General features: G+C 66.9%; 18 protein-coding genes. 11 read left to right on the top strand and 7 right to left on the bottom strand.

Annotated elements, in window-relative coordinates; all coding sequences use genetic code 11:
* The 4 genes from ABD481_RS28575 to ABD481_RS28560 are packed head-to-tail and all read right to left on the bottom strand — an operon-like array spanning position 1 to position 4,441.
* The gene (locus tag ABD481_RS28575; RefSeq protein WP_344668879.1) at positions 1 to 1,569 is read right to left on the bottom strand and encodes an SCO6880 family protein; all 1,569 of its coding nucleotides are present in this window, start codon (positions 1,567 to 1,569) and stop codon (positions 1 to 3) included.
* The gene (locus tag ABD481_RS28570; protein WP_344668878.1) at positions 1,566 to 3,335 is read right to left on the bottom strand and encodes a TrbL/VirB6 family protein; all 1,770 of its coding nucleotides are present in this window, start codon (positions 3,333 to 3,335) and stop codon (positions 1,566 to 1,568) included. Before ABD481_RS28570 ends, ABD481_RS28575 begins: the two co-directional genes overlap by 4 nt.
* Before the next feature lie 54 nt (positions 3,336 to 3,389).
* Positions 3,390 to 4,136 carry a hypothetical protein gene (locus ABD481_RS28565; protein WP_344668877.1) on the bottom strand — a complete coding sequence of 249 codons (747 nt, stop codon included), beginning with the start codon at positions 4,134 to 4,136 and terminating at the stop codon, positions 3,390 to 3,392.
* A 2-nt stretch (positions 4,137 to 4,138) separates the two neighbouring features.
* On the bottom strand, positions 4,139 to 4,441 hold the full coding sequence (locus tag ABD481_RS28560) for a hypothetical protein (protein WP_344668876.1): 303 nt from the start codon (positions 4,439 to 4,441) through the stop codon (positions 4,139 to 4,141).
* Positions 4,442 to 4,634: 193 nt separating this feature from the next.
* On the opposite strand from ABD481_RS28560, the gene ABD481_RS28555 reads away from it, so the two are divergent.
* The 6 genes from ABD481_RS28555 to ABD481_RS28530 all read left to right on the top strand — a co-directional run bounded on the left by ABD481_RS28555 (position 4,635) and on the right by ABD481_RS28530 (position 10,103).
* Positions 4,635 to 5,102: a helix-turn-helix domain-containing protein gene (locus ABD481_RS28555; RefSeq protein WP_344668875.1), complete on the top strand. Its 468-nt coding sequence runs from the start codon at positions 4,635 to 4,637 to the stop codon at positions 5,100 to 5,102.
* A gap of 274 nt (positions 5,103 to 5,376) precedes the next feature.
* Positions 5,377 to 5,886 carry a hypothetical protein gene (locus ABD481_RS28550; protein WP_344668874.1) on the top strand — a complete coding sequence of 170 codons (510 nt, stop codon included), beginning with the start codon at positions 5,377 to 5,379 and terminating at the stop codon, positions 5,884 to 5,886.
* Positions 5,879 to 7,093, top strand: a complete 1,215-nt coding sequence (locus tag ABD481_RS28545) for an MAB_1171c family putative transporter (protein ID WP_344668873.1) — start codon at positions 5,879 to 5,881, stop codon at positions 7,091 to 7,093. Before ABD481_RS28550 ends, ABD481_RS28545 begins: the two co-directional genes overlap by 8 nt.
* Entirely contained in the window at positions 7,090 to 7,695 is a 606-nt protein-coding gene (locus ABD481_RS28540; RefSeq protein WP_344668872.1) for a phosphatase PAP2 family protein, read from the top strand. The genes ABD481_RS28545 and ABD481_RS28540 overlap by 4 nt, the downstream gene beginning before the upstream one ends.
* A 197-nt stretch (positions 7,696 to 7,892) precedes the next feature.
* Entirely contained in the window at positions 7,893 to 8,933 is a 1,041-nt protein-coding gene (locus ABD481_RS28535) for a C40 family peptidase (RefSeq protein WP_344668871.1), read from the top strand.
* A 648-nt stretch (positions 8,934 to 9,581) separates the two neighbouring features.
* Complete coding sequence (locus tag ABD481_RS28530; RefSeq protein WP_344668870.1) at positions 9,582 to 10,103, top strand: helix-turn-helix domain-containing protein; 522 nt, start codon at positions 9,582 to 9,584, stop codon at positions 10,101 to 10,103.
* A gap of 8 nt (positions 10,104 to 10,111) precedes the next feature.
* Here the strand turns inward: ABD481_RS28530 and ABD481_RS28525 are convergent, their stop codons facing one another.
* The gene (locus tag ABD481_RS28525; protein ID WP_344668869.1) at positions 10,112 to 11,122 is read right to left on the bottom strand and encodes a hypothetical protein; all 1,011 of its coding nucleotides are present in this window, start codon (positions 11,120 to 11,122) and stop codon (positions 10,112 to 10,114) included.
* 429 nt (positions 11,123 to 11,551) lie between these two features.
* Between ABD481_RS28525 and ABD481_RS28520 the strand changes: the two genes are divergently transcribed.
* From ABD481_RS28520 to ABD481_RS28505, 4 genes are all read left to right on the top strand, one after another.
* Positions 11,552 to 11,713: a hypothetical protein gene (locus tag ABD481_RS28520; RefSeq protein WP_344668868.1), complete on the top strand. Its 162-nt coding sequence runs from the start codon at positions 11,552 to 11,554 to the stop codon at positions 11,711 to 11,713.
* Positions 11,713 to 11,916 (top strand): hypothetical protein, encoded by a 204-nt coding sequence (locus ABD481_RS28515; RefSeq protein WP_344668867.1) that lies wholly within the window; start codon positions 11,713 to 11,715, stop codon positions 11,914 to 11,916. Before ABD481_RS28520 ends, ABD481_RS28515 begins: the two co-directional genes overlap by 1 nt.
* Positions 11,917 to 12,043: 127 nt before the next feature.
* Positions 12,044 to 12,256 carry a hypothetical protein gene (locus tag ABD481_RS28510; RefSeq protein WP_344668866.1) on the top strand — a complete coding sequence of 71 codons (213 nt, stop codon included), beginning with the start codon at positions 12,044 to 12,046 and terminating at the stop codon, positions 12,254 to 12,256.
* Between the two features lie 104 nt (positions 12,257 to 12,360).
* Positions 12,361 to 12,633 carry a hypothetical protein gene (locus ABD481_RS28505; RefSeq protein ID WP_344668865.1) on the top strand — a complete coding sequence of 91 codons (273 nt, stop codon included), beginning with the start codon at positions 12,361 to 12,363 and terminating at the stop codon, positions 12,631 to 12,633.
* A 349-nt stretch (positions 12,634 to 12,982) separates the two neighbouring features.
* Here the strand turns inward: ABD481_RS28505 and ABD481_RS28500 are convergent, their stop codons facing one another.
* Positions 12,983 to 14,611: a recombinase family protein gene (locus tag ABD481_RS28500; protein WP_344668864.1), complete on the bottom strand. Its 1,629-nt coding sequence runs from the start codon at positions 14,609 to 14,611 to the stop codon at positions 12,983 to 12,985.
* 66 nt (positions 14,612 to 14,677) lie between these two features.
* Here ABD481_RS28500 and ABD481_RS28495 point away from each other — a divergent pair, with 66 nt between their 5' ends.
* A complete protein-coding gene (locus tag ABD481_RS28495) occupies positions 14,678 to 16,021 on the top strand; it encodes a DHA2 family efflux MFS transporter permease subunit (RefSeq protein ID WP_344668863.1) in 1,344 nt (447 codons plus the stop codon).
* 212 nt (positions 16,022 to 16,233) lie between these two features.
* Here ABD481_RS28495 and ABD481_RS28490 read toward each other — a convergent pair whose 3' ends face one another.
* Entirely contained in the window at positions 16,234 to 16,827 is a 594-nt protein-coding gene (locus tag ABD481_RS28490; protein WP_344668862.1) for a TetR/AcrR family transcriptional regulator, read from the bottom strand.
* Between the last annotated feature and the right edge of the window lie 65 nt (positions 16,828 to 16,892).

The following is a 16,892-nucleotide window of genomic DNA, read 5'->3' as shown; positions in this document are numbered from 1 at the left end:
TTACCAGCGCTTCCGGGGCAGGCCGAAGCCCAGTGGCAGGCAGCTGAGGGCGAAGCCGATGTCCTGGGCGAACCACATGCGCCGCAGTTCGATCCGTGCGGCGGCGGCGTCGGCCTCCAGCGCGGCGCAGGCGTCGGGCAGCTGCTCGGGGTCGGTGACCGTCACGGTGACGTATCCGGTGAACCGCGCCAGGCCGTGGCCTGCGGAACGTTCGGCGTCCTGCTCGTTCGCGCGGAGCAGCGCGTCCTTCTCGTGTTCGGGCACGATCTGCCCGGTGCGCTCGCGCATCCGAACAGCGACGCTGCGCGCGGTGCGCTCGCGCATCACGTCACGCTCGGCGATCCGCGGCGAGAGCGGTTCGATGTGTATCGAGAAGCTGCGACGGTGCTCACCTTCTCCGAGCAACGGCGCGAGGCACGTGGCCGGAACCTGGTGCTTGGGCCAGTTGTAGACCCAGTACGTCACCGACGTCGCACCGTCGTGCGCGTAGGTTCCCGCGTTAGCCTGCGCTGCGGCCGGCCCGGCGAGGGCGGGTACGACTCCGGAGGGAAGCCCGTCGACGTCCTTGCCAGTCGCCGCCGACGACTCCGCTGAGGCCCGCCGCTCCGAGAGGTGGCGCACCGAGTCCGGGTCGTAGGCGGTGCGGATGACCTCGGCCAGGTCGCGGGGGGTCAGCCACTCGTCGATCATCAGGTCGGCGCTGGTCACTGACCCGGCGACCGCGCGCATGTGCCTGGCGAGCACGCTCGCCGCTGCGGCCGGGCCGCCGCCCGCCGTCTTGATCGCGTGAGCGGCACGCCGCGCATCAAGGGTGAAGGCCAGGTACGCTTCCCGGTTTGATGTCGAGACGGTCGCAGCTCCCAGCAGCTGCTGGGAGACCTCCAGCGCCAGGATCGGGGCGTCGTTGCTGATGTGGTCCTCGTGCCAGCGGCGCAGCTCGGCGCCGCTCTCCGGCACGAGCCTCTGAAGTGCCTGCACGCGGGTGATGGGGTTGCCCTCAGTGCACAGCCCGGAGATCAGCGAGCCCCAGCCGGCAACCCGCTGGTCGCGCCGGCCCGAGTCCACCAGGCCGATGCCCGGGAAACGAACCTTCGCGACGGCGGTGTAGGACTGCTCGTGCCGGTTGTACGCGACAGCCAGCTCCCGCCCATTGCCCATGTCCGCCACCAGGATCCGAACTGGGGCAAGAAACCCGGGAAGGTCGGGGATGGAAGTGGCCTTGCCTCCCTTGCTGAGCGGGGAGAAGGCCGCACCGAGGAACTTGTGCTGGTTGCGGGTGCGCAGCGCGGCATAGGAGACCACGGCCATCGCCCATTCGTCGGTCGTGCGCCCGGCGATCCGGACGAACACAAGCAGCGCGAGCACGAGGGAGACGGGCCAAGCGACGACGATCCCGGACGTGTGCGACATGGCGATCGGCATCGTCGCGATCAGCACGGCTGCACCGAGCATCAGTGCTCGTTGAGTGGACAGGCCGAACATAAAGTTGATCTTCTCGACCTGCCAGCCTTGGTAGGCGCGTGCGCTGGCTTGTGCGCCGGTCCCGCCAGTGTGTGTGGCCTGGCTCATCGGTCATTCTCCTTGCCTTGCGGATTCACGTCGGTGGTGCGCGGCTGGTCTGTCGTCGGCGGGCTCACGGTGTCCTGATTCACCCGCGGCTTTGGGGCATCGGCGGGCGACGGTCCCTGCTGCTGGCGAGCAGCGCTGGCCAGATCCGGCTGCTGTGGGGCCAGCTGCGGCGCCTGCGCGCGGCGCGTCTCGGCGCTGGCCGGGACGCTGGTCGGCGGAGCGGCCTGGATATCGGGCGATTCGACTGGGCGCGGCGGAGTGGGGTAGTCCGCTTCGCGTTCCTCGTACGGCATCGAGGCCACCGGGTCACTCGGTCCAGCGGCGTACTCGGCTCGCTCGGGGATCTCCTCGGACTCGTATCCGGCGCTGTAGTTCATGGGCTCGGGCCGGTGCCGCTCCACAGTCGATACTCCGGCGGAGCCAAGCTGGTCGTTGGATCGACCTGGCGGATTCTGCTGCTCGGCGATGGTCTGATTCGTTCGCTGCTGCCTGCCATCGCCCGACCGCTGGCCCTGCCGTCCGCCCTGTTGGGGAATGGAACCGGCGGCCTGGTGGTAGGGGTTCGCGTTCGACAGGCCGGCGTGTCCAGCCATCTGCTCCATGCGACCGGACACCGCATTGATCGCGCCTTGGGCCGCCTTCGCGCCGGCCAGTGCAATCCCGACCGGTCCTGCCGCAGCCAGGGCGGTGCTCGCCTTGCCCATCGCGCCCTTGATCGCATCCTGCTTCGCGGCATCCGCACCCTCGCCGACCGCACCCGAGCCACCTGGCCCCGGCCCCATGCCGAGCGCAGACTTCGCCGCCGTGGTACGCGCTTCAGCTGACTTCGAGAAGTCAGCGGTCGAACCGCCACTGCCCTTCGCACCGCCGCCGGTGGCGCTGGCCATCGCTGTGGCGCGCCCGGAGGCGAAGCCGAGCAGTCCGCCAAGCCCGGCGGCGCCCCCGACCGCAACCGAGGCGAACGCGAAGAAGCGCGCCACACTCGGCCACGCGAACACGGCCATCAGCAGGATCAACAAGCCCGCCAACGTCTGCTGTATGCCAGAGGACTGGGTCGAGACCTTGAAGCCCAGCATGAAAACCAAGGCGATGACCGGCTTCAGGATGATCAGCTGAGTCGCAGCCGACACCACCTTGCCCCACCACGCCCTGGTCGAGTCGTTCACCTGCCCTGCCGCGGCAATCGGGCTGGTCGCTACAAGGATGGTGATCGCCGCAGTGCGCATCAGCAGCTCGAACCACAAGACGACCGTGATGATGATGCCCAGAAGGGCCATCAGCATCAGAAGTGTCGGGGACGAGCTCAGGTCGCCGGCGAACAGGGCACCGAGCTTCTGCCCGAGCGCGGCGTCCGTCCCGAACCCTTGCTTAACGATGTAGGCCGAGATGTCGTCGGCCGCCTTGACTCCCGCGGTCGCCACACCAATGGTCATCAGGAAGGCGAGGGCGGCCTTTCCCACGCCGACCAAACCCTGCGCCAGGGCGCTGCCTTCGTGGGTCCACACCGTGCGCAGCACCTGGAAGAGCAGCAGCAGCGCGGCAACGACGCTGGCGATGCCGAGCGACAGCGCGTAGACGCTGTGCACGCCATCGCTTCCCAGGTCAACGGCGCCCATGTCGGGGCTGGCGAATGCCGAGCCGAAGCTCTTCAACATCGAGGCGGCGGCGTCGCCGAAGGACTTGCAGATGTTGTCCCAGACAGATGAGACCGCCGAGCCGACGATATCGCCAACGCAGCCTGTTAAATCAGTGATTCCACAGGACATGAGCACTTTCCTGATCGTTGAGATTGTGGTGCGAGAAGTGGCCGGGCTCGCCGGTCACTGCGTGAAGTTGATCCATCCGTCGCTGGCGGCCTGGGCTGAGCCCGGCTGCACGGCCAGCGAGGAGTAGTCGGTGCTGTCCATCGGCAGGAACTTCCAGTCCCCGGCCGCCCAGTGCATGACCATCGGGAAGACGGCAGCGTGCGCGACCGTGCCCTGCGAGGGGGTCGCCTCGGTGAAGTACGCCAGCAACAGGACCTCGGCGCTGTCCGCCGATTCGGACTTGAGCTGGTAGGAAACCGCGGAGACTTCGACGGAGTAGCCCTGCGGGACCGGGCCGGTCGCTTTCAGGCCCAGCGCCTTGCGGGTGTTCTGGGCGCCGGTGGCCGCCTCGTTCTGCGCGCCGGCGTAGGACGGGTCTGCCGCCAGGCGCGCGACCGTGGCCGCGCGGTCCGGATCGAGGGTGGAGCCCAGGGCCGTGATGTACTCGTCGGCTGCTGAGATCGCGCCGATGGTGGAATGGGGGAACTCGGTGTACAAGCCGGTGACCAGGACCGAGCCTTGGACCAGGCGTATGGGGCCGAGGCTTGCGACCGTGGTCGAGGAGACCGCGGGCACAGGGCTGGATTGATGCGGGGCCACAGCGCCCGGGTCGTTGGACCCGGGCGCCTGGCCCGCCGCGCTTCCTCCCGACCCGAGCACGTAGCCCACGGCCGTCGCCACCACGGCCACCACGAACACGGCGATCACCGCTCGCTTGGGGCCCTTCGACTTGGCCATGAACTCGTTCGAGGTGAAGGTCATGGCTAGCCCGCAGCGCCGGCGACCGTGTTGATCAGCGGGATCGCGCACGCCGACGCCACAACACCGATGATCGACCAGATCAGGGCCCGCTTACCCTTGTCGACGTTGTCGGGGCGGTGAGACAGGGCTCCGATAGCCATGAACCCGCCGCTGGCCAGGGCGACGACCGCACAGGCGATCAGCACTCCCCATTTCGTGTACGACAGCAGGAGGTCGACGCCCTTCGAACCCCCGGTGGGGTCCACAGGTGCGGGATTGTTGACCGCATCGGCCAGCACGGTGAAGGAGTGCACCAGAAGCGACACGTCAGCCGCCTTCCTTTCGAGAGGGGAGGTGGGGCGCGAAGGCACCGAGAGCCGGTGTCGCGCGGATCGATTCTCAATTGAGAAAATCGATCAAGTGCAACCTACGCCATCGAGATTCGCTTGTGTCAACCCGTTGGTGCGAAAATCTTTCGAGCTTGCCTCCTCGATCGCGAACGTGTGACACTGGTTCGACATGAGCGCGAACACCTCCGACGAGCCGCCGGCTGCCGACAACGGCACGCCGGAGCCAGGCGTGCTCGCCACGCGACTGGAACACTTGTTCGCCACCGTGCATCCGCGCAATCGGGGGCCCTACACGAACGAGGAAGTCGCCGAGGCGGCCAACAAGGAGTCCGGGCGCAAGCTGCTCTCCACTACGGGGATCTGGCAGCTGCGCAAGGGGCAGCGCACGGAGCCGAGCTACCAGCGCCTGGTGGCGCTGGCGAACTTCTTCGGGGTCAAACCGGAGTACTTCTACGACGACCACGTTGCGCGACGCACGGACGAGGAGCTGGAAGTACTCGCGGCAATGCGCGACAAGGACGTGCGCGACGTCGCGATGCGCTCAGCGCGGCTCTCGCCGAAGTCCCTTGCGGCAGTCAAGGCGATGATCGACGCCGCGTACGAGCTGGAAGGCATCCCCAAGGAGCCCGAAGCCTAGACCCGCACAGCCAGGCCGGCGCGATGAGTACTCATCGCGCCGGCCTGGCTTTTTGCGTCACGCGCGTTCATTGATCACGAGTTCATAACGAGGCGTGACGCCGCTTCACAGATTGACAACGAAGTGTGATCTTGCTTTGGATTGTCCGATTCGCCTTCTAATGTGATCGTACGGCGGTCGCATCGCGGGCCGCTCTCGCACGCCAGGGCGCTCAGTCGACAAGGTCCCCGGCAGCGATCCGAGTACCACTGGGGATCACCGGGGATCGAGCCACATGAACAACTTCCATCGGCTTCACGCTGCCTGCTCGGCCTACCTGCGGCGGCTGCCTCTGCCGGTGCCCTTCGACCTTGACGAGTTCTGCCGACGGATCGGTGCCGAGCGCAGTCGGCCGCTCGTGGTCCTGCCGTGGGAGTCAGCAATGCCCGCAGGCATCACCGGCACCTGCATGCCGTACGGCGATAGGGACGTCATCTATCACCAGCCGTGGGCGACCGGCCTGCACCGAACGCAGATCGTGCTGCATGAGATCGCGCACCTGGTGTGCGGCCACGTCGCCCACGACACACTCTCCAGCCAGTTCGAGATGGTCCAGCCCGGGATCCACGCGCGTATGTTCGCCCGCCACGACAACTACGGCGACGAGCAGGAACGCGAGGCGGAAATGCTCGCGAGCTTGATGATGGAGCACGCCGTCACCCATGCGGCACGTACCGATGATGCGCTGGTGGCCCGCCTTCATGCGGCGCTGGCTCCCACGATGCGGAGTGCAAGCCGTGGTTAAGCTCACCGTTCTCGCCGTCCTGTGGGCCGTCACACTCCTGCGTGCGCGCAATGCGCGACGGTTCCCGGCCACCCGACCGATGTGGTGCACCTTTGCCGCCCTCGCCCTGGCGCTGACCTTGGAACTGCCGATGCTTGCAGTCCACTTCGACGCCGCAGTGCACATTACGAACCTTTCGGCCCTCGTCAGGCACTTGTTCGGGGTGCTCGCAGCCGCATCAGTCCTGGAGTGGGTGATCGCCTCTGCCCAGCCCACCAGGATCCTTAGCCGCGCGCTGGCCTGGCGGCACACGGTGACTGGTGCGGCGATGGCGGCCCTCGGCGGCCTGTTCGCATTCGTCCCGCGCGTCGAGAACTCCGACTTCATCGACTCCGCTTCGAACCGCCCCGTCGCCATAGGTTACGAGGCGGTGTGGCTTGGCTACCTTGGCCTCGCGATGCTGTGCGCAGCAGCGATATTCACCGTTGCCTGGCGGCGTTCGGCCGCTGAGGAACGCCTGATGCGTGTCAGTTTCGCGATGCTCGCCATCGGTACCGCCATCAACGCCGTCGATACCGCGTTGCGCCTGGGCATCCTGGTTGCCCCGCTGGCCGGCGCGGCTACGACCTCGCAAAGTGAGATCGGATTCGGCCTCTCCAACCTCATTCGGGGCGTCACGCTCTGCCTCATTCTGTCCGGCACCTGCATACCAGCGCTGATGAGGGCCACCTCCTTCTACCAGGACCGACGTGACCTTGCAGCGTTGTATCCGCTGTGGCAACTGGTCACCCCGTTCCGGCCGGACACTGTCCTTTATCCGGAGTCGGAGTCCGGTACTGATGGCGATGGGCTGAAGATCCTCGGATTACTGCGCTTCCGCCTGATCCGGCGAACCATGGAAATCCGCGACTCGCTCGCGATCCTCTACGAGTACTGCGATGTGGACCCCGCGCCGTACGCCGAGGCATTCGCAACCAGCATCAATCTGACCGGCGTCGACCATGAAGCCCTGGTCGAGGCCACCACTATCCGCTATGCGCTGCTGTGCGCGCACACCGGCAAACCGAAGCACAACTTCGTCACGCCTCAGCGCGGCGCGGATGACGACCTTCGCGCCGAAGTCCGGTGGCTGCTGGCGGTCACCCGGGCGCTCGACAACCACATGCGTGTGCAGATGGCCTTGATCCCGATCCTGGCGGACCGCAACGAACTGGTGGGAACCCCGTGAGCACCACCGCGCTGTCGCACCACAAGACCGCGCCGACCAGCACGGCCCGCCGAATCACCGACTACCTGGAGCCGAAGAAGCGGATCCTGCTTGACGTCGTGCTCGTCGGGCTGGTCGTCGACGGGTGGACAGGCCTTGGATGGGGACTGCTCGGCGCCATGTTCGCTGCCGTCCTGTCAATCTGGTTCATCAAGCGCGGCATGCACCGCGGGCGGTGGGCCAATAGCCACGTCGGCGTCAAACAGCACCGTCTGATCGTGATGAGCTTCATCATCGCGTCGGTCGCCGCCGGCATCGCGCTGATGGTGGTGCTCGGCGCCCTGCGCCCGATCACCGCCCTTATCGTGGCCATGCTCACCACCCTTGCCGCGCTCATGGCGCTCACCCCGGCCTGGAAGATCAGCGTGCACAGCGCGGTCTCCTCCGGCTCGGTCCTGCTGATCGCCCTGGCCTGCGGATGGTGGGCTTTGGCCCTCTACCCGCTGGTCGTCCTGGTCGGCTGGTCGCGAGTCGCGCTCGGCGACCACACCCGCAACCAGGTCATCGCCGGAGCGCTGCTCGGTGCGCTCGTTGCCACGCCGGCCTACCTCCCGCTGCACTGATTCTCATGTGAGAAAATTTATCATCCAAGTCGTCCTCGATAGTTGACATCGATGGCTGAGTGACCTGTAGGCTGCCAGCATTCGCGTTTCGCACTTGCGAATAGACGTAGAGATTGGCAGCCGCACATGCAAAACACTCTGTCACGCCCCGCTGCCTCCCCGTCGCCGAATCGGCACTGGGCAGCGGGGCTCGACATATGAAGGCGTCGGTCAAGGGCATCGGCGCGGCCTTCGCGCTCAGCCCCTTCGGGATCATCGTTGGCGTCGCCATGGTCGTCTCCGGGACCAGCGCTGACGCAGGCAGCGCCTTCGCCGCCGTAGCCTCGGTCACCTCGTGCTCGACCGGCTCAGCCGAGGTAGGCGCGGACATGGGCGACAGCGAGAAGCTGACGCAGGACATGATGAACAACGCCCAGATCATCTACCAGGTAGGCGTTGGGCTCGGCGTCCCGCAGTACGGGGAGATCATCGCCATCGCCACCGCCACGCAGGTATCGAAGCTGACCAACCTGGACTACGGCGACCGCGACTCACTCGGCCTGTTTCAGCAGCGCCCATCCCAGGGCTGGGGCACCGCAGCCCAGATCCTGGACCCGGTCTACGCCTCGACGCAGTTCTACAACGCGCTGCTGAAGGTGCCGGACTGGCAGAGTCTGCCGGTGACCGTCGCGGCCCAGGACGTACAGAGATCCGGCTTCCCGGACGCCTACGCCCAGTGGCAAACGATCGCCACCGAGATCGTCGGCACGCTCAGCGGAGCATCCGCAGCCTGTGCGACCAGCGACGGAGATGGCGAGACGACCACCAGCCCAACGCAGTTGCCAGGCGGATACACACTGCGGGTCGGCACGCCGGTTCAGGTCGTGACCGCCGTCAAATACGCCATCGCGCGGCTTGGCCTGCCCTACCTCTGGGGCGGAACCGGGCCCGACGGCTATGACTGTTCGGGACTTGTGATGGAGGCGTACCTCGCTGCGGGGATCAGCCTGCCGCGGGTGAGCTCCCAGCAGGTCTTCTCCGGCACCCCGATCTACGATCCATCCCAGCTCAAGCCCGGAGACTTGATCTTCACTGCCGGAACTGACGGGACCAACGCGGCGCCGGGCCACGTGGGCATGTACATCGGCGACGACATGGTCATCGACGCCCCTCACACTGGGGCGTTCATCGAGCTCTCGAAGTTCGATGATGGATACTGGAACGTCGAGGCCGTGGACTTCAGACGCATTGTCAGCTAGTTGATATAAGATCGCTGATTTACCTGCTCACGCGGCGGGCTGGCATCGCGACCGCGGCGGAACGCAGCGAGAGGACTACCGATGGACCATGCGTTTGCGATCCCATGGCCGACTGCGGCCCTGGCCACATCGAGTGGCGACGCTGCGTTCGCAGCCGAACTATCTGTCGTGTCGCTACTGGACGGCGTGATCGGCGATCCGGTCACATGGATCGACCAACCAGGTCCCTCTGCCGGGGACGGCCGGGGGCCGACACGTCGCGCACGGGAATTCAGATCGGTTGCAGAAGATATCCGCGCACACCTGCCGGACGGTGCCGTGGTCGTCCATGGCGCCGGTTCCAACCTGGCGCTAATCCGGCGGATACTCCCGCTGTGGCAGCCTGCGATGGTGCTCGACACGCTGAGCCTCGCCAAGCGAGCGGGGCTCACTCCGAGTTGGGGCCCGTGCACCCTGGATAATCCCGATCCCAACTCCGGAAGCTGCGGCGCGGCTGGACGCGCCTTGGCGACGGCGCGCCTGCTGCTACGCCTCACCGACGCGCTTCCCGGCCTAGGTTTCGCAGAATCATCGGTCTCACATCCGGCCTGATCAGGGAGTTTGGGGCCACGCTTCCACCAGTCGATGGCCGTCATGTATCATGTACCCATGTCTACGAGCGGCGGCACACCGGCGAAGGGTTCGACGGAGGTCGCACCCAACGAGCGCAGCACCAAGCCGAAGGGCGAAAAGAAGGTCACCTTCCTCACCCAACGGCTTGACCACCTGTTCGAGACTGTCCACCCGAAGGGTCGCGGACCGTTTTCGTACCAGGAGGTCGCGGACGCGATCTTGGAAGTTGTGGGTGCGGACCCCGATGGGAAGGCGCCCATCTCGCCCAGCTACATCTGGCAGCTGCGCAGCGGCATGAAAGAGAATCCCACCCGGCGCCACATTGCCTTGCTGGCCGCGTTCTTCGACGTCAGTCCGCTCTACTTCTTCGAGGACACACACCAGCTCGGCGTCGAGCAGATCGAGCTCGACCGCATCCTCCAGGACCCGAAGGTGCACGCCCTTTCTCGCGCCGCCGCCGGCCTGTCCGATGCCAGCCTCGATGCGGTCCTCACGCTCGTCCAGTCTCTACACGGCATCGAGAGTGGAGCGCACCAGAAGACGTCTGCGGCCGATTGAGATGCGCCCTAGTCAGGGCGCTGGCTACTGTCGCCTGCTCCGCCGCCCGACTCAACGACCGGAGGCGGCGTACTGGGCGATCGGCCCAACGCAGCGGAAGCTTCTGCCTCAGCCCGGTGAGGAGCACATTGTTCTAGCGCCCGCTTGGCGGTGAGCCGGCGATCATGCTCGTAGCTTCTTTCAATGTCTCGCTGGCGTCTTATCTCTGCTTCCTGACGCATCTCGGGGGTGTAGACGATCATTGATTCTGGTCCATTGGTCCTCACCCAAAGCGGGAAGCCCACCATGATCCGATGGGCACCATACGGTCGGCGCCCGTCGTCGTCTTCCCACCGCTCGGGCGTCAAGGTGACGTCTAGGAAGACGCTGGCGAAGAATTCGGCCCTGCGGGAATGGCCCAGAGTGAACGATCTGGTCTCGGGCGCGCCGTAGTGGAAGCCGTCGCGCTTCATACCCTGGTCTATGCAGACCTTCAGGATCTCCATGGCGATCGATTCATAGTCATCGGGATCATCCAACCAGGTGTTGACACGCCCCCGGCTCTCCAGCAGTTCGTATATCCATGGAGCTGACGAGGACCACCAGTCGCTTCTGCCATGCGGCGCCTCGGCGGCCCGGATACGGTCGAGGAAGTTGTGCAGACTGCCAAACAGGCATACGTCGATCCACGACCCCTCAGACGGAAAGATTCGAGTACACATGCCAGCGGCGTGCTCTGTGGAGTGCCCGCCGACGAAGCGGAACATGTCCAGGTCGGCGACACCCTTAAGGTACTCCGGGCCCGGGGTCACTGGGTCGTCCACAGCACGTTGGCCGATCGCCCTGGCGATCCGCTCGGCGACCTCGTTGCGGAACAGCGTCTCCCGCGCCTTAGGTGACGTTCGCTGAAGCCCCCTGAAGGTGAACGACCAGCTGGCCGGCCGATGTGACAGGTCTATCGAGTTACTTTCGGCTACCTCGTTCACCAACCGCTCGGACCAGTACTGGTATTGCCTCACACTGCCGAGTTCCCCGCCCATAGCAGCACTGTAGAAGCAGCAGCGGCCCGAGGGAGACGGCTACGGCAGTTTCGCCTTTCCGCCCTGATAGATGGAGCGGTGTCCTAGCGGCCGATGCACCACGACAACGGGTGTTTGCGATGTCGTCGCCATCAGTGGACTGAACTGCCACTCGCTTAGTACTCAACCCCCGGGTCCTTCATCCCAGCGAGCGTCACATGCGGGCGGTTTCGGCCTACTTGGCCGCCGTCGTCGCGATGCCTACTGCCACGGCTACACGGAGACAGCTATCGAAACGCGGCTACCGTCCGCGTGCGGGCCACCGCTAGATCCATGTACTCACGTACATGGAAGCTTTTTCTCGTTGACATGAGTTGACAACCAGGGGTGGGGCTCGCCTATGCTCTGACCAAGGCGTTTACGCCAGTACACAGAGCAAGGAGAACATAGATGACAGTACTTGCCGGGCGCGGGCGACACCGCCGCCCCCACCGCATCCCCCGGGCACTGGCCGCCGTTCTGCTGGTTGTCCTACTCACCGCAACGCGGGCCGCTCCCTCTCACACCGCCGCCGGCACCCAGGCCTCCTACTCCGCCATCGAGGAGCGCTGATGTGGCTTCTCGATGACATGGACCCCACAACCGACGAAGCCGCTCAACTGCTGCGGTGGGGTCGCGCACAACGGATCTCGTTGTGCTCTGACGATCTCCTGTCGTTCGACGACGAAGACCTCTACACCTACTCCACCCGGCGCACCCGGCCCCGGTACAAGTCCGAACGCCGGCGCGGCTATCGCGAAAGCGACGAGCGGTGATCGTCGTCCCTTCCCGGAGCCGAGGCTCCAACGGCACAGACCGCTCCAAAACGGCCCCGCGCCGACGCTGACCGCCACCCGATGCGCGGGTGGGTCCCGCGCTCAAATCGAGCACCAAGGAGCCCGATTGCCGATATTCCCCCTCGATACTGGCCACGACGTAAGAGACAAAGTCGACTGGGAAGGCGGTGTGATCGGCGCCCTCGAATGGGGCCTCGACGCCGACGACCTCCCCGAGCAGTATCGCGCCGACTGGCGCGTGATCACCGAGCTCTACCGGCAACTCGACGAGCGCTGCACGGCTTTCTACGACGGCCTCCCGCGCGACGACATCGAATAGCCCAGCTTCACCCCCGGGAAGCCTCGACCCCTCAGCGGTCGGGCCGCTGCGGATATCGCGCCCCCGTCACCCGAAACACCCCTTCCACCTCAGGAGACCAAGCGATGCGCCACATCCATGTCCACGATCGCTACGCCCAGACCCCGCCCGATAGCTGGATTGGCCGGCGGTGGCAGTCCACACGGCAGCTCGCCTGCGGCTGCTGCCTGACCGGCATCATCACCGCCCTCAAGCCCGGAGCCGTGCGCGTCCAGTGGTCCCAGTGCCTCCACTGGCCCGACAGCTGGGAACCCACCGACCGCGGCACCCTCGCGCGGGCATGGCAAGCCGTCCGCGAGGCGACGTGGGATGCGACCCGGGACGGCGAGGCCGCTTGACGTGCCGCCGCTCCGCTCCCGACTCGGACAACAGAACAGCGACCGAGGGTAGGCAATGGCGCAATCGCTCACGAAAGGAGACGTCCTCTGCTGCCATCGAGGATGACGTTCGTTCGATCGTCGGCGACGACGGAATCTGCTGGGTAGTGGTGACCGTGCCAGACCGTGATCCGCTCGGCCGTTCACCGAAGGAGCAACTTGCGGCCACGTTCGCCCGGCTCCGTGACCGCGATGAACTCGCGCCGGGCGCGCAAGTCCACCCGCGCTAGGTCGGCTCTCCCACCCCTGCGCAAGAAGGCCCCCACCCCTCGCGGGTGGGGGCCTTCTTGCGCTTCCAGCCGTCTGATTCCTACCTGGTGCGCTCGCGTTCGATCAGGTCTGGCATGTCACCCCGGACAGTCATGGGCTCGGCGGGGTCGGTTAACACGCCGGCGATGTCCGGCGCGTCGAGGAAACCTACTTCGGTCTCAGTCGCGCGCTTCTGGCGGAACAGGTAGACGCGCACCCCGGCACGGATCAGCTCCTCCCGGCGCATCGCCTCATCAGAACGCTGCCACCAATCCGCCCATCTCTCGCCGGTGTCCTGAAGCTCCCACGTGTCCGGCCGTTGGGGGAGTGCCTTAAGCCGCTTGATGTTTCCCCGCAGGGCGTTCAACCGCGACCGGTACCCGCCTTCGTCGTCGTCCCAGTCCCCGGCGTCGCGGTCGGCTCGCAGGCGGCCAAGGGCCTTTTCCACCTCCTCCAGTTCCGCCGTATGGTCCTCGCCTGGTATCAGGACCCGCCGTTTGCGCTGCACGTCACCGAAGTAGCTCAGCAGGTATTCCTCAATGGCGGCATGGGCGAACTCAGTCGGGATCGTGCCCGTCCCATCCGGGTGTGCGGCCCGGTTGGTGCAGCGGTAGCGGTCTGCGATGTTGTTCGCCTCGTTCGGCTTGTTCCGGTAAAGCGGCTTGCCACACTTGTGCATCAGCACATCAAGGTACGGCGAAGCGAGGTCCGCTGTCCGCGACGAGTAGTCTCGCCCGCTGGCCGTGAGCTGGTTCTGAATCCGGGCCCACTCCTCATCGCTGAAGATCGGCTCGGCAATCCGCAGCGGCATCCCATCTTCACCGACTACCGGCTTGCCGTCGTGCATCTTGATCCCCTGCGTTGCGGGGTTCGTGAGGACCTGATTAACCGTGGCAGCTGACCACTGCTCGCCCTGCGGCAGGGCGCCCGTATACGTGCCCCCGCCTGCCTCGACCTCCGCGCGCTTGCGATCACGAGCGTGATCAGTCGGGGTGAGGATGCCTCGATCATTGAACTCATTCGCGCAGTAGTACCGGGAAGCACTGTTCATGACCTGCCTTCCTAACTCACGGATGACTAGCACGGCGCTCGGGTCTTGGACCAGGATGCGGCCCTTGCCGTCCGGCGCGGGGGCCGTCATGAACCCAAACGGCGGCCGTCCTCCACCCCAGCGCACCGACGTCCGAAGCTCCTTCTGCGCCGCCTTCACCCGCTCAGACGTGCGCTGAACCTCCATCTCGGCGAACACGGCGGCGATGTACGCCATGGCCTTGCCGATGGGCGTCGTCAGGTCAAAGCCGTCGTCTACGAAGACCAGGTTCTTGCCGTGTTCCTCGCACCACCGGATCATGTCCGTGAGGTCTGCCGGCGAACGGATGATCCGGTCCAGCTTCCAGAAGATCAGGACATCCCATTCGTCAGCCCGGTCAGTCAGCCACTTGCGCAAGGCCGGGCGATCCATCGGCGCGACCTTCGACGCCGACACGTCTTCGTCCTTGACGTATCCGACAACTGGCCATTCCTTCGACGCTGCGTGGCTGTCACCGGACTTGATCTGACGTGGGATCGACACCGATTCATCGGTGTACTGGCTGATCCGCGCCGCCACCAACGCCCGCGCCCCCGGCCCCCGCTTCGGCCGGGTGGGTGCGCTCCGCTTGCCCTTCGGCGCTATCTTGGTCTTGGCCATGATTTTAGGCTCCGTCCCTGGTCAGCCGGTCCGCACGTTGGCCTAGGCCGTCCAGTGCAAAGCTGCGTGATACGCGACGTAAGCATCGTGAACGTGGCCCTGCCGGCCATGCGCGAATCGCTCGGCCTGTCCACGACCGGCGTGCAGTGGGTCGTCAACGCCTACGCCCTCGGTTTCGCGGGCCTGCTGCTGTTCGGCGGCCGCGCCGCCGACCTGTTCGGCGCCAAGCCGGTGTTCCTCACCGGCCTGATCGGCTTCACCGCGGCCAGCCTGGCCGGCGGCATGGCCGACACCGGCGGCCTGCTCATCGCCGCCCGCTCGGTGCAGGGCCTGGCCGGCGCGGTGCTCGCCCCGGCCACCATGACGCTGATCATGACCACCTTCCTGGAGCCGCGCGAGCGCACCCGCGCACTCGGCGTCTGGAGCGGCACGATGGCGGCCGGCGGCGCGATGGGCGCGGTCGTCGGCGGCATGCTCACCCAGTGGGTGAGCTGGCGCTGGGTGCTGTTCGTCAACGTCCCGATCGGCGTGGCGCTGATCCTGGCCGCCGTCCCGCTGATCGCCCGCGCCCCCGGCCGCGGCGCCACGCTGCGCACGCTGGACCTGCCCGGCGCGATCACCGTCACCCTGGGCCTGACCGGCGTCGTCTACGGCGTGGTCACCACCGACACGCACAGCTGGGGCTCGGCGGCGGTGCTCGTCCCGATCGTGGCCGGCGCGGCGCTGCTCGCGCTGTTCGTGCTCATCGAGGCCCGCAGCACCCACGCCCTGGTCCCGCTGCGGGTGTTCCGCAACCGGTCGCTGGCCGTCGCCGACGTGGCCGCGCTGCTGATCGGCGCCGGCATGTTCGCGATGTGGTTCTACGTCAGCCTGTACCTGCAGCAGGTCCTCGGCTTCGACGCCCTCCAGGCCGGCTTCGCCTTCATCCCCGGCTCGGCCATGATCGTCGCCGGCACCATGGTGGCCACCCGGTCCCTGGGCCGGATCAGCCCGCGCCCGCTGCTGCTGATCGGCCCGCTGCTCGCCGCCGCCGGCCTGGCCTGGCTGTCCCGGTTCCCGGCCGACGGCAGCTACACCGCCGACGTCCTGGGCCCGCTGATGCTGCTCACCTTCGGCATGGGCCTGGCCATGACCCCGCTGGCCGTGGCCGGCACCGCCGGCATGCCGCGCCACGAGGCCGGCCTGGCCTCCGGCCTGATCAACACCTCCCGCCAGGTCGGCGGCGCGGTGGGCCTGGCAGCCCTGTCGACCGTCTCGGCCCACATCGCCGCCAACCACACCGGCTCCGCGAAGTCCGCCCTGGCCGCCGGCTTCGGCGGCGCGATGCTCGGCGCGGCGGTACTGCTGGCCGCGGCCGCATTGGTCGCGACGCTGATGCCGCGCCGGGGGAAGGCGCCCGCGCAGGGGTAGGCACGGCGGGAACGCCGAAGGGCGGCGCGGTTCGGACTGAATGATGGTCCGACCGCGCCGCCCTCGTTATGTCCGCCCGATTGCCCGACTGCCGACCGATTGCCAGCCGCCGACTGCCGACTGCCCGACTGCCGACTGCCGATCGGTCGACTGCCAGCCGACTGCCAGCCGCCGACTGCCCTGACCACCGACTACTGCCTACTACTGCCTACCTACTCCTGAGCACCCAACAACCGCTGCAACGCCGGCCCGAGCAACCCGATCAGCTCCTCGCTCCCCACCGAAGCGACCGGCTCCATCCGGATCACATACCGCGCCATCGCCAGTCCGATGATCTGCGCCAGCGCCATCTCCACCCGCACTTCGGCGTCCGCCCCACCGACCCGCTCCGCCAACGGCACCACCAGCCGCGGCCGTGCGAACCCGCGCACCAGCGCCGCCATCTCCTCGTTCGACGCCACCGTCCGCACCACCGCCAGCAGCCGCTCCCGCGCCTCCGGCACCTCCCACAACCCCACCACGTACCGGGCCAGCCGTACCCCGACGTCCGACGGATCCCCCGAGACGATCTCCACCACCGTCGCCGGGTTGATCGGGAAGTCCAGAGCCGCCAGGAACACCTGCTCCTTCGACCCGAAATAGTGGTGCACCAGCGCCGCGTCCACCCCCGCGGCGCGCGCGATCCCGCGCATCGTCGCCTTCTCGTAGCCGCGTGAGGCGAACTCGGAGCGGGCCGCGGCCAGGATCTCGCCGCGGGTGTCGGCCGTACCGGGACGGCGGCCCGGACGTTTGGCGGGGGCGGTCATGATTCTTACAGTAGCCGCGCCTCGGCGGCCGCCCCCGATCGGCCGAGCCGGGCCCTCATACCGCC

It is taken from the genome of Catenulispora yoronensis, assembly GCF_039531695.1.
Taxonomy (GTDB): Bacteria; Actinomycetota; Actinomycetes; order Streptomycetales; family Catenulisporaceae; genus Catenulispora; species Catenulispora yoronensis.
Note: the sequence above shows the minus strand (reverse complement) of the source record. Positions and strands in the feature narration are given on the sequence as shown.

Coding starts and splice junctions, on each gene's coding strand:
- ABD481_RS28500 (WP_344668864.1), bottom strand. CDS start 14,611: ATGGCCAAGACCAAGATAGCGCCGAAGGGCAAGCGGAGCGCACCCACC.
- ABD481_RS28570 (WP_344668878.1), bottom strand. CDS start 3,335: ATGTCCTGTGGAATCACTGATTTAACAGGCTGCGTTGGCGATATCGTC.
- ABD481_RS28525 (WP_344668869.1), bottom strand. CDS start 11,122: ATGGGCGGGGAACTCGGCAGTGTGAGGCAATACCAGTACTGGTCCGAG.
- ABD481_RS28575 (WP_344668879.1), bottom strand. CDS start 1,569: ATGAGCCAGGCCACACACACTGGCGGGACCGGCGCACAAGCCAGCGCA.
- ABD481_RS28505 (WP_344668865.1), top strand. CDS start 12,361: ATGCGCCACATCCATGTCCACGATCGCTACGCCCAGACCCCGCCCGAT.
- ABD481_RS28520 (WP_344668868.1), top strand. CDS start 11,552: ATGACAGTACTTGCCGGGCGCGGGCGACACCGCCGCCCCCACCGCATC.
- ABD481_RS28565 (WP_344668877.1), bottom strand. CDS start 4,136: ATGACCTTCACCTCGAACGAGTTCATGGCCAAGTCGAAGGGCCCCAAG.
- ABD481_RS28515 (WP_344668867.1), top strand. CDS start 11,713: ATGTGGCTTCTCGATGACATGGACCCCACAACCGACGAAGCCGCTCAA.
- ABD481_RS28535 (WP_344668871.1), top strand. CDS start 7,893: ATGAAGGCGTCGGTCAAGGGCATCGGCGCGGCCTTCGCGCTCAGCCCC.
- ABD481_RS28555 (WP_344668875.1), top strand. CDS start 4,635: ATGAGCGCGAACACCTCCGACGAGCCGCCGGCTGCCGACAACGGCACG.
- ABD481_RS28550 (WP_344668874.1), top strand. CDS start 5,377: ATGAACAACTTCCATCGGCTTCACGCTGCCTGCTCGGCCTACCTGCGG.
- ABD481_RS28530 (WP_344668870.1), top strand. CDS start 9,582: ATGTCTACGAGCGGCGGCACACCGGCGAAGGGTTCGACGGAGGTCGCA.
- ABD481_RS28490 (WP_344668862.1), bottom strand. CDS start 16,827: ATGACCGCCCCCGCCAAACGTCCGGGCCGCCGTCCCGGTACGGCCGAC.